This is a genomic window from Microbacterium sp. F2E, assembly GCF_020905435.1.
Lineage (GTDB): Bacteria > Actinomycetota > Actinomycetes > Actinomycetales > Microbacteriaceae > Microbacterium > Microbacterium lacticum.
The window spans coordinates 14,004-27,755 of record NZ_JAJJIB010000022.1 but is presented as its reverse complement, the minus strand read 5'-3'; the positions used below and the strand labels follow the sequence as shown (position 1 = coordinate 27,755).

Genomic DNA, 13,752 nt, shown 5'->3' with positions numbered 1-13,752 from the left:
AGCCTGGAGGGGTGTTCCGCCCGCGCCTGTCCGCCGTCCTTCTGATGGCCGCGGCCGCGGTGACCCTCACCGGCTGCTCCAGCACCGTCTCGATGACCCCGGCCAAGGGGGCGAACGACCCGGCCTGCGCCGCGGTCACCGTGCGCCTGCCCGACGCGGTCGACGGGCAGCAACGCCGCTGGACGGATGCCCAGGCCACCGGTGCCTGGCAGAGCGACGACGGCCGCACGACGGTGCTGCTCACCTGCGGCCTCGAGCCGCCGGCGCCCTCGACGCTCCCCTGCCAGACGGCGGGCGGCGTCGACTGGCTGATCGACGACGCCGAGGCGCCCAACTACCGCTTCACGACGTACGGCCGCACGCCGGCCGTCGAGGTGTACCTCGACTACGACGAGGTCAGCGCCCGCACGGTGCTCGACACGCTCGGCACCGCGGTGCAGCAGCTGCCCGTGACGGCCGCGGCCTGCACGGAGCGCCCGGAGGGCTGAACCGCCCCCGCCACGCCCGCTGCCGCGGGTCGGGGCGACCTCAGCGCTCGCGGGCGAGGTCGACGAGCTCGCTGATCAGGTCGGGGTAGGTCATTCCCGACGCGATCCAGCAGGTCGGGAACATCGAGATCGGCGTGAAGCCGGGCATCGTGTTCACCTCGTTCACGAAGAACTCGGTGCCGGTGTAGAAGAAGTCCACGCGCGAGAGTCCCTCGCCGCCGACGGCCTCGAACGCGCGCGCGGCGATCCGCTGCATCTCGGCGAGCTCGCCGGGGTGCAGGTCCGCCGGGCAGACGAGGTCGATGCCGGGAGCGTCGAGATACTTCGCGTCGAAGTCGTAGAACTCGCGGCCAGAGATAACGATCTCACCGGCCACGCTCACCCGCGGCGGGGCGCCGTCGCGCCCCTGCAGCACGCCGCACTCGATCTCGCGGCCAGTCACCGCCTGCTCGACGAGCACGGTGCGGTCTTCGGCGAACGCGGTCTCGAGCGCCGCGCCCAGCTCCGACCACTCCGAGACCTTCGACACCCCGACGCTCGACCCGGCCCGAGCGGGCTTGACGAACACCGGCAGCCCGAGCGAGCGGACGCGCCGCTCCCACAGCTCGGGGTCCCGGTCGAGCTCCGCGCGCGTGAGGGTCGCCCAGGGCACGACCGGCACGCCCGCGGCCTTCAGCACCTGCTTGGTGGTGTGCTTGTCCATGCCGATGGCCGACATCAGCAGCCCCGCCCCGACGTAGGGCAGATCGAGCAGCTCCAGGAAGCCCTGGACCGTCCCGTCCTCGCCGAACCGGCCGTGCAGGATCGGGAAGACGACGTCGACGTCGCCGAGCGAGCGGATGCCCGTGGCATCCGCCACCTTCACCTCGCGGGAGAGCACCGAATCGGGCCAGATGATGCGGGTTCCGTTGTCGACGACCTCGGGCAGATGCTCGGGACGCAGCGCGAACTTGTCGGGGTCGTCGTCTTCGAGCACGAACGCGCCGTCGCGGGTGATCCCGATCGGCAGGACGTCGAAGCGGCTCCGGTCAATCGCCTGCAGCACGCCCCCGGCCGTTGCGGAGCTGATCGAATGCTCGCTGGAGCGACCGCCGAAGAGCACCGCCACCACCGTTCTGTCCATGCTGGGTCCTCTCCCCGGTGGGCTTGTCGTCGTCGGTCGTCAGGTGCGGGGCGATGTCGCGCGGGTTCATGGTGCCGTCGAGCACCATCTTCACCTGCTCGACGATCGGCATCTGCACGCCGGCCTCGCGGGCCAGCTGCAGCACGGGGGCCACGGATGCCAGGCCTTCGGCCGTCTGGTTCATCTGCTTCACGACGTCTTGGAAGCTGTAGCCCTGGCCGAGGAGGCGCCCCGCGGTGTTGTTGCGCGACAGCGGCGACTGGCAGGTCGCGATGAGGTCGCCGAGCCCGGCGAGTCCCTGCAGGGTCTCGGGCTGCGCGCCGTAGGCGACGGCGAAGTCGGTCATCTCGACGAGGCCGCGGGTGATGATCGACGCCTTCGTGTTCTCGCCGTAGCCGACCCCGTCGACGATGCCGATGGCGACGGCGATGAGGTTCTTCAGCACCCCGCCGAACTCGGTGCCGATGACGTCGGTGTTCACGAACGTGCGGAAGTACGTGTTGCGCGCGCGGCGGGCGACCGCCTCGGCCGTCGCGCGGCTCGTTGAGGAGATGACGGCGGCGGTGGGCTGCTCGCGCGCGATCTCGAGGGCGAGGTTGGGCCCGGATGCCACGGCGATGCGCGCCGGGTCGCAGTGCAGCTCCTGCTCGATGACCTGGCTCATCCGCAGGCCCGTGCGCTTCTCGACGCCCTTCATGAGCGAGACGATCGGCGCCTCCGAGCGCGCCACGAGCGGGCGGACGGCCTTGAGGTTCTGTCGGAGGGCCTGGCTCGAGATGGCGAGGTACACCTGGGAGGCGCCGTCGAGCGCCTCGGAGAGGTGTGCGGTCGCCGACATCGTGCGCGGCAGGTTGACGCCGGGGAGGTATTCGCTGTTGCGATGACCCTCCTGGATCTCCTGCGCGAGCTCGGCGCGCCGCGCCCACATCACGACGTGCGCGCCGCCGTCGGCGAGCACCTTGCCGAAGGTGGTGCCCCAGCTGCCCGCACCGATCACCGCGATCCGCGGCAGACCCGCCTCCACGCGGCGATCACTTCTCGGAGTCAAGGCGCCCCGTCTCGTTCTGGCCGTGCACGGCCGGGTTCCACCGCTCCGCGGGCGCGGGCTCACCGCGCAGGCCGCTCAGCAGCCCCGCGATGTCGGCCATGACGGCGTCGGTGGCCGCGACGAGGTTCGCGTTGCCGACGCCGCGCGAGCGGTAGGCATCCAGATCGACCGCCGGACCCACGCTCACCTGCACGCGCTTGCGCGGGGGCCACAGGCTGAGATTTCCGTACCGTGGCAGGATCTTCTGCACGCCCCACGTCGCCATCGGGATGACAGGGATGTTCCCCTCGATCGCGAGGCGCACGGCGCCGGTCTTGCCGCGCATGGGCCAGAGGTCGGGCTCGCGGGTGAGCGATCCCTCGGGGTAGACGATCACACCGCGACCGTGCTCGGCGAGCTCTTCGGCCTGTGCGATCGTCTGCTTCGCGGCCGAGGCCGACGACGACCGCGCCACCGGGATCATGCCCGTCGCGCGCAGCAGCGAGCCGAGCACCGGCACCCGGAAGAGGCTCTCCTTCGCCATGAACCGCGGGGCGCGACCCATCCGCCACGTGGCGACGGCGATGATCACCGGGTCGAACTCGCTGTAGTGGTTCGGGGCGAGCACGTACGGCCCCTCGATCGGCAGGTTCTCGGCGCCGGTGATCTCGATCTTCGCGATCAGTCCGGTGAGGGGCACGACGATCGCCGCGGCGGGCCAGAACACGCTCGGGCGCGTCTTCTCGGCCGAGGCGCGTCGACGCGAATGCTGCGACACTCCGGTCACTCCAGCACGTCGAAGTCGGCGCCGAGGGCCGTCAGCTTGTCGAGGAACTTCTCGTAGCCGCGGCGGATGATCTCGACGTTGCGGACGGTCGACTCCCCCTCGGCCGCGAGCGCGGCGATGACGTAGCTGTACCCGCCGCGGAGGTCGGGCACGACGACGTCCGCACCGTGGAGCGGCGTCGGACCGTTCACGACGGCGGCCTGCTCGAGCGCGCGACGGGCGACACGGCGATCGGGGCTCGCGATGCCCTCGGGGTGCACGACGATGTCGGCGCCCATCTTGTTGAGGGCCTGCGTGAACCCGAGACGGTTCTCGTACACCGTCTCGTGCACGGTCGAGGTTCCCTGCGCCTGCGTCAGCGCGACGATCAGCGGCTGCTGCCAGTCGGTCATGAAGCCGGGGTGCACGTCGGTCTCGACGACGACGGGCTTGACGTCTCCCCCGCGGCGGAAGCGGATGCCGTCTTCTCGGATGTCGAAGTCGCCGCCCGCCTTGCGGAACACGTTCAGGAACGTGAGCATCTCGGGCTGCTTCGCCCCGCCGACGAAGATGTCGCCGTCGGTCGCGAGGGCCGCGCACGCCCACGAGGCGGCCTCGTTGCGGTCGAAGATGCAGCGGTGGTCGTAGCCGCGCAGCGAGTCGACGCCCTCGATGAAGATCACCCGGTTCGGCTCGTACGAGATGATGGCGCCCATCTTCTGCAGCACGGCGATCAGGTCCATGATCTCGGGCTCGATGGCGGCGCCCCGAAGCTCGGTGGTGCCCTTCGCGCGCACCGCCGTGAGCAGCACCTGCTCGGTCGCCCCCACGCTCGGGTACGGCAGCGTGATGTCGGCGCCGTGCAGGCCGTTCGGTGCAGACAGCCGGATGCCACTGGGCAGCTTGTCGACCGTGGCGCCGAACGCCCGCAGCGCGTCGAGGTGGAAGTCGATCGGACGGTCGCCGATGCGGCACCCGCCCAGGTCGGGGATAAACGCCTGGCCGAGCAGGTGCAGGAGCGGCCCGCAGAAGAGGATCGGGATGCGCGACGCACCCGCGTGCGCGTCGATCTCTTCCATGTGGGCAGACACCGCGCCCGACGGGTCGAGACGGAGCACGCCGTCACCGTCGTCATCGATCGTCACGCCGTGCACCTCGAGCAGCGAACGCACGACCTGCACGTCGCTGATGTCGGGCACGTCGCGCAGCACACTCTCGGTCTCACCGAGCAGGGCCGCGACCATCGCCTTGGTCGCGAGGTTCTTCGCTCCCTTGACCTCGACACGGCCGACCAGAGGCCGGCCTCCGCGGATCGCGAGCACCTGGCCCGTGCGGTCTGTTCCGCCGTCGCCGGGCTGAGATGCCGCCGCGGCGCTGAGGAGGGTGTTCATCGATCGGACCTCACTTGTGATTCGAGGGCGGGCCTGCTCTCCCCGGGTGCGGGGCGCCGGGCTCGGGCTAGCGGACGGGGAGCGTCCGCGGCCGCCACGCCTCTCGGCGCGCCTCGAACTGCGCGATCTTCTCTTCGTTGCGCAGGGTGAGCCCGATGTCGTCGAGCCCTTCGAGGAGCCGCCACCTAGTGTAATCGTCGATGTCGAACGAGACGCTGAGATCGCCCAGTCGGGCCGTTCTGGCCTCGAGGTCGACGGTCATCTCGGCGCCGGGATTCGCAGCGAGGGCCGCCCAGATCGCCTCGATGTCGGCCTCGGTGACGACGCCCGTGACGAGGCCCTGCTTGCCCGCGTTGCCGCGGAAGATGTCGGCGAACTTGGGGCTCAGCACCACCCGGAAGCCGTAGTCGCGCAACGCCCAGACGGCGTGCTCACGGCTCGAGCCGGTGCCGAAGTCGGGGCCCGCGACGAGAATGGATGCCCCGGCATACGCCGGCTGGTTGAGCACGAACGCGGGGTCTTGCCGCCAGTTCGCGAACAGCGCGTCTTCGAACCCCGTCTTGGTGACGCGCTTGAGGTACACCGCCGGGATGATCTGGTCGGTGTCGACCGCCGAACGCGTGAGCGGGGCGGCGACACCCGTGTGGGTCGTGAACTTCTCCATGATCAGGCCTCCGCCTTCTCGAACGCGGGCAGATCGCTCGGGCTCGCGAGCCGGCCGAGCACGGCGGTCGCGGCCGCCACGAGCGGCGAGACGAGGTGCGTGCGGCCGCCCTTGCCCTGCCGACCCTCGAAGTTGCGGTTGCTCGTCGAGGCACACCGCTCCCCCGGCGCCAGCTGATCGGGGTTCATGCCGAGGCACATCGAGCAGCCCGCGAAACGCCACTCGGCGCCGAACTCGGTGAAGACCTTGTCGAGACCCTCGGCCTCGGCCTCCAGCCGCACGCGCGCCGACCCGGGCACGACCATGACGCGCACGTGCTCGGCCTTCTGACGCCCCTCGATGACCGAGGCGAAGGCGCGCAGGTCTTCGATGCGACTGTTCGTGCACGAGCCCATGAACACGGCATCCACCTCGACGTCCTTCAGGGGTGTGCCGGCGGCGAGGTCCATGTACTCGAGCGCGCGCTCGGCGGCGGCGCGCTCGTTCGGGTCGGTGAACGAGGCCGGGTCGGGCACGACGTCGGAGAGCGACACGCCCTGCCCGGGGTTCGTGCCCCACGTGACGAACGGTTCGAGCTCCGTGGCATCCAAGAAGACTTCGGCGTCGTAGACGGCGCCCTCGTCGGAGGGGAGGGTGCGCCAGTAGGCGACCGCGTCGTCCCAGTCCTGCCCGGTCGGGGCGTGCGGGCGGCCCTTGACGTAGTCGAACGTCGTCTCGTCGGGGGCGATCATGCCCGCGCGGGCGCCGGCCTCGATGGACATGTTGCACATCGTCATCCGGCCCTCCATCGAGAGCGAGCGGATCGCGCTGCCGCGGAACTCGAGCACGTAGCCCTGGCCGCCGTTCGCGCCGATCTTCGCGATGATCGCGAGGATGATGTCCTTCGCCGTGACGCCCGGGCGCAGCTCGCCCTCGACCGTGATCGCCATCGTCTTGAAGGGCTTCAGCGGCAGCGTCTGGGTCGCCATCACGTGCTCGACCTCGCTCGTGCCGATACCGAAGGCCATCGCGCCGAACGCGCCGTGCGTCGAGGTGTGCGAGTCGCCGCAGACGACGGTGATGCCGGGCATCGTCAGCCCCAGCTGCGGCCCCACGACGTGCACGATGCCCTGTTCTTTGTCGCCGAGCGAGTGCAGACGCACGCCGAACTCTTCGGCGTTCCGGCGCAGCGTGTCGATCTGGGTGCGACTGGTCAGGTCGGCGATCGGCTTGTCGATCTCGAGGGTCGGGGTGTTGTGGTCTTCGGTCGCGATCGTCAGATCGAGGCGGCGCAGGCCCCGCCCCTCGCCGCGCAGGCCGTCAAAGGCCTGCGGGCTCGTGACCTCGTGCACGAGGTGCAGGTCGATGTAGATGAGGTCGGGCTCGCCGTTCTCACCCTTGACGACGAGATGGTCGTCCCAGACCTTCTCGGCGAGGGTCCGCGGGCGATCGGGAATCGGTGTGCTCATGTCTGTCTCGTTCTCCAGGAGTGAGGTTGTGCCCGCGCCGAACTCCGCGACGAGTGAGGGCTCAGAACGAGATCTCGTCGCGGCCGCTAAGGAGAAGGCGAGCGATCCGCACGGCGTCAGGATACCACCGGGCCGGCCGTGCCCCGGCCGGACGCCCCTCCTGCCGCCCCGGCCGGACGCCCCGGAGACTCAGGGACCGTCGACGGTCGGGGGCGTCCCCTTGTGCTCGGCGACCTCTTCGGCCGCCTCGACCGGCGACGCGGCGGCGGCACCGACCGGGGCCGCGCGGCGCTCGCGGGACGAGGCGATGAGGCTCGCGACGGTCGCGACGACCATCGACGTGATGATGACGCCGAGAGACATCCAGGTGGAGATGTCGGGCACCCAGGTGATGTGCTGACCGCCGTTGATGAAGGGCAGCTCGTTCTCGTGCATCGCGTGGAAGATCAGCTTCACGCCGATGAACGCGAGGATGAACGCGATCCCGTAGTGCAGGTACTTGAGGCGGTCGAGGAGGCCCCCGAGCAGGAAGTAGAGCTGACGCAGACCCATGAGGGCGAAGATGTTGGCGGTGAAGACGATGAACGGGTTCGTCGTGATGCCGAAGATCGCCGGGATCGAGTCGAGCGCGAACAGCAGATCGGTCATGCCGATCGCGACGAACACGATGATCATCGGCGTGAACATGCGCCGTCCGGCGACCGTCGTGCGGGTCTTCGCCCCGTCGTAGTGGTCGCTGATGTCCACCCGGCGGCGGAGCATCCGGATGATGAAGCTCTCCTTCTTGATCTCGTCCTCGTGGTCGGCGCCCGGGAACGCCTGACGCCAGGCGGTCCAGCAGAGGAACGCGCCGAAGACGTAGAAGATCGGCAGGAAGTTCTCGATGATGGTGGCGCCCAGCAGAATGAAGATGCCGCGGAGCACGAGCGCGATGATGATGCCCACCATCAGCACTTCCTGCTGGTAGCGACGGGGCACCGCGAACTGGTTCATGATCAGCACGAACACGAACAGGTTGTCGATCGACAGGCTGTACTCGGTGAGCCAACCGGCGATGAACTGGCCCGCGTACTCGCCGCCGGCGAAGTACCACATGAGCCCGGCGAAGATGAGCGCGAGCGTCACGTAGAAGACGACCCACAGGGTCGACTCCTTGGTCGACGGGATGTGCGGCCGCTTGAGGATCAGCAGCAGGTCGCCGATGAGGATGAGGACGAGGACGATCAACGAGCCGACTTCGAACCAGACGGGAAGCTCCATGCGGACCTTTCGGAGGGGTGACGAAACGCCGAAAGTCTCTCCCCCGTGCCGGACCGGCGCGGCGCGTGCCCGGAGCCCCGACGACGGAGCCCGTACTGACGGACACGCGAGGCGGGATACTCCCTCTCGCTCGCCCAAGGATACAGGTGCACAGAGGCATCCGAGACCGGATCGGGGCCGCGATCGATATCGATTCGAGACGCCTTCGGCCCTCCGGACACTGACAGGGTGGGAGCAGAACGAGGAGACCATGACCCACACCACGGCCTGGCCCCCGACGGGGCACTCCGCAGGGTCCGACGCCGCGCTGGTCGCGGCGGCGGGCGCGGGCGACGACGCGGCGTTCCGCGCGCTGTATCGCGCGTACGTGCGCCCGGTGTACTGGCTCGCGCACTCGCTCGTGGGCACGCAGGTGGATGCCGAGGACGTGACGCAGGAGACCTTCCTCGCCGCGTGGCGGAAGCTGCCCGGTCTGGAGCTGGCCGGGCAGTCGCTTCTGCCGTGGCTCGTGACGATCTGCCGGTTCCAGTGCGCGAACCGCATCCGCCGGCAGCAGCGTGACCGCGAGCACACCGCGGCGGGCCTCGATGAGACGCTGCCGGCGACGGTCGACGTCGAGAAGCAGGTCGTCGATGCGGTTCTCGTCGAGCGGGTCATCGCCGAGGTGGGCACGCTGAGCGCGCTGGATCAGCAGATCTTCCGCCTGTGCGCCGCCGAGGGGTACGCCTATCAGGCCGCCGCCGAGCAGCTCGGCGTCTCGCACGGAGCCGTCCGCAACCGCCTCTCCCGCATCCGCACCCAGCTGCGCAGCACTATCGAACCGGAGGGGACATGAACGACGACGACATCACACTGCCCGAGCTCACCGACCAGAGAGTCGACGAGATCGAGGCGGCGCTGTTCGCACGGATCGGCGCGGCACGCGGCGACGACCTCGCCGCGGCGCGCCGGGGCCGCGCGCGGGCCGTGCGCGGCGGCCGCATCTGGATGGGTGCGACGGCCGCTGCCGCCTTCGTGGCGGTCGCCGCCGCCATCGCGCCGCAGCTCGGGGTGGGCGCGGGCGGCTCGATCTCGACCGCGCAGCAGCCGGTCACGGTGGAGGGCGGCTCGGCCGCCGAGCCGTTCTCGCTGCCCGGCGGTGCCGCCGATTCCCGAGAGTCGGCCGGCGACTCGGCGCTCGGCGGGGTGGCGGCATCCGGTTCGGATGCGGCGGTGGCCGGCGGCACGGACGCGGCGGCGCGCGAGATCGTCGCGACGGCGAGCGCGACGGTGCGGGTCGACGACGCGCGCGCCGCGGCCGACGCCCTCACTGCGGCGGCGACCTCCGCCGGCGGATACGTCGAGTCGTTGAGCCTCGGCGGCGATGCGAGCGGCACGGGCGGCGGCGCGGTTCCGGACGGCGTGATGATCGATCCGCGTCCGGGCGGGGCCTGGATTACGGTGCGGGTGCCCGCCGACAAGCTCCCCGCCGCTCTGGCGGGGCTCTCGGAGATCGGCGAGGTGACGGGCTCGCAGGTGGATCGTCGCGACGTGACGACCGAAGCCGTCGACCTGCGCGCACGGGTCGCCTCTCTCGAGGCATCCGTCGCCCGTCTCACCGATCTCATGGCGCAGGCGACCTCGACGGCCGACCTGATCGCCGCCGAGTCGGCGCTCGCCGACCGTCAGTCGGAGCTCGAGTCGCTGCGCCAGCAGCTCACGTGGCTCGATTCGCAGGTCGGCATGTCGACCCTGACGGTGACGCTCACCGAGCCGGCACCGGCCGCGACCGCCGACCCGGCGGGCTTCGGCGACGGGCTCGCCGCCGGGTGGAACGGACTGGTCGCCGCCCTCGGCGGCCTGATCGTCGGGGTGGGGTTCCTGCTCCCCTGGGTGGCCGTGATCGCCGTCGTCGTGGTCGCCTGCTGGGCGATCCGCCGCGGCGTGCGCCGCCGCCGCGCCGCCCGCGCGGCCGCCTCCCCCGCCGACGTCTCCACCGACGAGCTCTGACCCGCTCCCGCTCGCGCCCGCCACCTGCCGCCGGCTCTCACCGCGTCGCCAGCCCCATCCCCAGCTCCCGGACGCGCCCGTGCCGCACCCTCGCGGTTCACAACGTCGGAGATTTCGTCGTCCGCGGCCTCCCCGACGCCCGGAACGGCCGTCGGGCACCGGATCTCCGACGTTGTGAACGGCACCCGCGGGCGTTGGGAGCGGGGGCGGTCCCGCGGCGAGAAACGCGAAACGCCCGATCCGATTCGGACCGGGCGTTTGCCGTGTGGTGACCCCAGCGGGATTCGAACCCGCGTTACCGCCGTGAGAGGGCGGCGTACTAGGCCGCTATACGATGGGGCCGCACGTGCGTTGCTCGATGACTTCCGCCGATCAGGCAACCGTTCGATTATGCCATGCCGGCGACGGCCTCGCCAAATCGAGCCGGCGCGCGTCGCGGCGCGCTTGCCGGTCGGGGCGGCGAGGCGTTGACTGAGGCCATGCGCATCACGAAGCATGAACACGCCTGCCTGCGACTCGAGCTCGAAGACCGTCTGCTGATCATCGATCCGGGCGGATACACGTTGCCGCTCGAAGACCTGCACGGGCTGACCGCCGTCGTGCTCACCCACGAGCATCCCGACCATTGGACCCCCGAGCACCTGGCGCACCTGCGCCGCCACTCCCCCGATGTCCCGGTCTACGCGCCCGCGGGCGTCGCCGCCGCCGGAGCCGACGTCATCGTCGTCGAGCCGGGCGACACGGTCACCGCAGGTCCCTTCACGATGAGCTTCCACGGTGGCCGGCACGCCGTCATCCACGAGTCGATCCCCGTCGTCGACAACGTGGGCGTGCTCGTCAACGACTCGTTCTACTACCCCGGCGACTCGTACACGCTCCCGAAGCACGCCGACATCCGGCTGCTCGCGGCGCCCGTCGGCGCGCCGTGGCTGAAGATCGGCGACGCGATGGACTTCGTGCTCGCCGCGAAGCCCCACCGCTCCTTCGCCACGCACGACATGACCCTGTCGCGCATCGGCCTCGACATGCACCGCGCGCGGCTGAAGTGGGCGACCGAGCAGCACGGCGGCGAGTTCGTGGCCCTCGACCCGGGCGACTCCGTCGAGATGTAGCCGCGCGCCTCGCGCGAATGACGGATGCCACGCACTCCCGTGACGGGAATGCGTGGCATCCGCGGATATGTCGACTCAGCCTTCGGCGTCGTGGTCGGTCTCGAGGAAGGTGACGAGGCTATCGAGCGCCTCATCGGCGCCGTCGCCCTCCGCCTTCAGCGTCACGACGGTGCCCTGCGTGGCGCCGAGCCCCATCAGGGTGAGGATGCTGCCCGCGTTGAGGTCGGGGCCGCCTTCGACCGCGATGGTGACCGGCACGCCGGTCTGCTGCACCGCCTGCACGAACAGTTTCGCGGGGCGGGCGTGCAGCCCCGAGCTGCTGGCGACGGTGGCCTGACGTTCTGCCATGGAATCCTCCTGAGTCGAGAGTGTCGTGTTCGAGACTATGCGGTGGCGACCGCCGAGGGAACACCTTCTGCGCCGGACGAAACCGGCTCCACGGGGCGCCGGTGTGCGAAGCGCTTCAGGCCGACGACGGCGAACGCGGCGACGACGGTGCCGGCGGCGATGGCGACCAGCCACAGCCAGAAGTTGTCGATCGCGAAGAACACGAAGACGCCGCCGTGGGGCGCCTTGCTGGTGACGGCGAACGCCATCGACAGGGCACCGGTGACCGCGCCGCCGACCATCATCGCCGGGATGACGCGGAAGACGTCGGCGGCCGCGAACGGGATCGCCCCTTCGGAGATGAACGCGGCACCGAGCAGCCAGGCGGCCTTGCCGTTCTCGCGCTCCGGCTCGGTGAAGAGCTTGCGGTCGATGACGGTGGATGCCAGGGCCATCGCGAGCGGCGGAACCATGCCCGCGCCCATGACGGCGGCCATGATCTGCAGGTAGCGCTCGTCGCCGGCGATGCCCGCGGCGAGGTTGCCGGTGGCGAAGGCGTAGGCGACCTTGTTGACGGGACCGCCGAGGTCGAAGCACATCATGAGGCCGAGGATGATGCCGAGGATGATGACCCCGGCGCCGGTGAGGCCGGACAGCCAGTCGTTGAGCGCCTGGGTGAGCCACGCGATCGGTCCGCCGAGCACCATCAGCAGCAGTCCGGAGGCGAAGATCGAGCCGAGGAGCGGGATGATCACGACGGGCATCAGGCCGCGCAGCCACCGCGGCACGTCGAGGCTGTTCAGCCACCAGGCGGCGAGACCGGCGAGCAGACCGCCGACGATGCCGCCGAGGAAGCCGGCGCCCATGAAGGATGCCACGGCGCCCGCGACGAAGCCCGGCGCGATGCCGGGGCGGTCGGCGAGGCCGTACGCGATGTATCCGGCGAGCGCGGGCACGAGGAAGCCGAACGAGAGGGAGCCGATCTTGAACAGCACGGCGCCCAGGTAGACGATCAGCGAGGTGTCGCCGAGGTTCCAGAGCGTCGCCGACCCGAGGACGTCGTCGGCGTTGAACGCGATCTCGTAGCCGCCCAGGAGGAACCCGAGCGCGATCAGCAGACCGCCACCGGCGACGAACGGGATCATGTAGCTGACGCCGGTGAGCAGCGACCGCTTGACCGCGCTGCCCACCCCTCCGCCGCTGCCGCCTTCGGCGCGGGCCGCGGCCGCGGTGTCGGCGTTGCCGCTGACACGCGGCGCGAGCGGGTTGCCGACCGAGGCGACGGCCTCGTCGATGAGCTCGGCGGGCTGTTCGATGCCCTTCTTGACGGGCACGCGCACGACGGGCTTGCCGGCGAAGCGCTGCTGGTCGCGCACGTCGACGTCGACCGCGAAGATCACGGCGTCGGCGTCGTCGATGACCGACTGCGGCAGCGCCTTGTAACCCGACGAACCCTGCGGCTCGACGACGAGGTCGACACCGGCCTTCTGGCCCGCCGCGGTGAGCGCGTCCGCAGCCATGAAGGTGTGAGCGATGCCGGTCGCGCAGGCGGTGACGGCGACGATGCGCGCGGGGCGACCGTCGACGACGAGGTTCGTCGCCACGGCCGGAGCCCCGTCGGCCGCCGCAGCGCCGGGCGCGGCGGCGCCGGCCGCAGCGGCCGCCGCGGTCGGCTCGTCGCTGACGGCGGCCTGCACGAGGGCGACCACGTCGTCGGGTGAGGTCGCGGCGCGCAGTCCGGCGGTGAAGTCGTCGCGCATGAAGGCACGGGCCAGCCGCGAGAGCACGGCGAGGTGCTCCTCGGCCGCCGTGTCGGGCGCGGCGATCAGGAAGACGAGATCCGCCGGGCCGTCCGGCGCGCCGAAGTCGACGCCCGGCGTGAGGCGGGCGAAGGCGAGCGTCGCCTCGCGGACGGCCGGGCTCTTGGCGTGCGGGATGGCGATGCCGCCCGGCAGGCCGGTCTCGTCGGTCTGCTCGCGCTTCCAGACATCCGCCGCGAGCGCCGCACCGTCGCTCGCGCGACCGGTCGCGGCCACGCGGGCGGCGAGCGCGTCGATGACGGCTCGTTTGTCGGTGCCGAGCGGCTCGTCAAGGCTGACGAGCGCCGGCGTGATGATCTCGGACACGGTGACCTCCGGTGGTCTTGTCTCGGTGGGC

Annotated in this window: 13 protein-coding genes and 1 tRNA gene; 4 read left to right on the top strand and 10 right to left on the bottom strand. The window is 70.8% G+C overall.

The features are described from left to right. The first annotated feature begins 11 nt into the window (after window positions 1–11). Entirely contained in the window at window positions 12–488 is a 477-nt protein-coding gene (locus LOK55_RS13025; protein ID WP_229935705.1) for a DUF3515 family protein, read from the top strand. Window positions 489–528: 40 nt separating this feature from the next. Here the strand turns inward: LOK55_RS13025 and LOK55_RS13020 are convergent, their stop codons facing one another. From LOK55_RS13020 to LOK55_RS12990, 7 genes are all read right to left on the bottom strand, one after another. Beyond that, window positions 529–1,611, bottom strand: a complete 1,083-nt coding sequence (locus LOK55_RS13020) for a D-alanine--D-alanine ligase family protein (RefSeq protein WP_229935704.1) — start codon at window positions 1,609–1,611, stop codon at window positions 529–531. Further along, on the bottom strand, window positions 1,517–2,635 hold the full coding sequence (locus LOK55_RS13015; protein WP_229935703.1) for an NAD(P)H-dependent glycerol-3-phosphate dehydrogenase: 1,119 nt from the start codon (window positions 2,633–2,635) through the stop codon (window positions 1,517–1,519). Before LOK55_RS13015 ends, LOK55_RS13020 begins: the two co-directional genes overlap by 95 nt. A gap of 7 nt (window positions 2,636–2,642) precedes the next feature. Then, window positions 2,643–3,425: a 1-acyl-sn-glycerol-3-phosphate acyltransferase gene (locus tag LOK55_RS13010; RefSeq protein ID WP_229935702.1), complete on the bottom strand. Its 783-nt coding sequence runs from the start codon at window positions 3,423–3,425 to the stop codon at window positions 2,643–2,645. Continuing rightward, a complete protein-coding gene (murA, locus tag LOK55_RS13005) occupies window positions 3,422–4,795 on the bottom strand; it encodes a UDP-N-acetylglucosamine 1-carboxyvinyltransferase (protein WP_229935701.1) in 1,374 nt (457 codons plus the stop codon). The genes LOK55_RS13010 and murA overlap by 4 nt, the downstream gene beginning before the upstream one ends. 67 nt (window positions 4,796–4,862) lie before the next feature. After that, window positions 4,863–5,459, bottom strand: coding sequence for a 3-isopropylmalate dehydratase small subunit (gene leuD, locus LOK55_RS13000; RefSeq protein ID WP_229935700.1), 597 nt, complete (start codon window positions 5,457–5,459; stop codon window positions 4,863–4,865). 2 nt (window positions 5,460–5,461) lie between these two features. Then, window positions 5,462–6,907 (bottom strand): 3-isopropylmalate dehydratase large subunit, encoded by a 1,446-nt coding sequence (leuC, locus tag LOK55_RS12995; RefSeq protein ID WP_229935699.1) that lies wholly within the window; start codon window positions 6,905–6,907, stop codon window positions 5,462–5,464. A 189-nt stretch (window positions 6,908–7,096) separates the two neighbouring features. Continuing rightward, window positions 7,097–8,167, bottom strand: a complete 1,071-nt coding sequence (locus LOK55_RS12990) for a TerC family protein (protein WP_229935698.1) — start codon at window positions 8,165–8,167, stop codon at window positions 7,097–7,099. 250 nt (window positions 8,168–8,417) lie between these two features. Between LOK55_RS12990 and LOK55_RS12985 the strand changes: the two genes are divergently transcribed. Continuing rightward, window positions 8,418–9,002, top strand: coding sequence for an RNA polymerase sigma factor (locus tag LOK55_RS12985; RefSeq protein ID WP_196323981.1), 585 nt, complete (start codon window positions 8,418–8,420; stop codon window positions 9,000–9,002). Then, window positions 8,999–10,156, top strand: coding sequence for a DUF4349 domain-containing protein (locus LOK55_RS12980; RefSeq protein ID WP_229935697.1), 1,158 nt, complete (start codon window positions 8,999–9,001; stop codon window positions 10,154–10,156). Before LOK55_RS12985 ends, LOK55_RS12980 begins: the two co-directional genes overlap by 4 nt. A 266-nt stretch (window positions 10,157–10,422) precedes the next feature. Here LOK55_RS12980 and LOK55_RS12975 read toward each other — a convergent pair. Then, window positions 10,423–10,498 (bottom strand) — tRNA-Glu (locus tag LOK55_RS12975). 137 nt (window positions 10,499–10,635) lie between these two features. Here LOK55_RS12975 and LOK55_RS12970 point away from each other — a divergent pair. Beyond that, a complete protein-coding gene (locus tag LOK55_RS12970) occupies window positions 10,636–11,268 on the top strand; it encodes an MBL fold metallo-hydrolase (RefSeq protein ID WP_229935696.1) in 633 nt (210 codons plus the stop codon). Window positions 11,269–11,343: 75 nt separating this feature from the next. Here the strand turns inward: LOK55_RS12970 and LOK55_RS12965 are convergent, their stop codons facing one another. Together LOK55_RS12965 and LOK55_RS12960 are read right to left on the bottom strand one after the other, a co-directional pair. Further along, on the bottom strand, window positions 11,344–11,616 hold the full coding sequence (locus LOK55_RS12965) for an HPr family phosphocarrier protein (protein ID WP_141380532.1): 273 nt from the start codon (window positions 11,614–11,616) through the stop codon (window positions 11,344–11,346). A 35-nt stretch (window positions 11,617–11,651) separates the two neighbouring features. Continuing rightward, a complete protein-coding gene (locus LOK55_RS12960) occupies window positions 11,652–13,721 on the bottom strand; it encodes a fructose-specific PTS transporter subunit EIIC (RefSeq protein ID WP_229935695.1) in 2,070 nt (689 codons plus the stop codon). Window positions 13,722–13,752: the final 31 nt, after the last annotated feature.

Bases quoted from the DNA above. Each gene is read 5' to 3' on its own strand.
- LOK55_RS12980 (WP_229935697.1), top strand. From the start codon at position 8,999: ATGAACGACGACGACATCACACTGCCCGAGCTCACCGACCAGAGAGTC.
- leuC (WP_229935699.1), bottom strand. From the start codon at position 6,907: ATGAGCACACCGATTCCCGATCGCCCGCGGACCCTCGCCGAGAAGGTC.
- LOK55_RS12985 (WP_196323981.1), top strand. From the start codon at position 8,418: ATGACCCACACCACGGCCTGGCCCCCGACGGGGCACTCCGCAGGGTCC.
- LOK55_RS13020 (WP_229935704.1), bottom strand. From the start codon at position 1,611: ATGGACAGAACGGTGGTGGCGGTGCTCTTCGGCGGTCGCTCCAGCGAG.
- LOK55_RS12990 (WP_229935698.1), bottom strand. From the start codon at position 8,167: ATGGAGCTTCCCGTCTGGTTCGAAGTCGGCTCGTTGATCGTCCTCGTC.
- LOK55_RS12970 (WP_229935696.1), top strand. From the start codon at position 10,636: ATGCGCATCACGAAGCATGAACACGCCTGCCTGCGACTCGAGCTCGAA.
- murA (WP_229935701.1), bottom strand. From the start codon at position 4,795: ATGAACACCCTCCTCAGCGCCGCGGCGGCATCTCAGCCCGGCGACGGC.
- leuD (WP_229935700.1), bottom strand. From the start codon at position 5,459: ATGGAGAAGTTCACGACCCACACGGGTGTCGCCGCCCCGCTCACGCGT.
- LOK55_RS12965 (WP_141380532.1), bottom strand. From the start codon at position 11,616: ATGGCAGAACGTCAGGCCACCGTCGCCAGCAGCTCGGGGCTGCACGCC.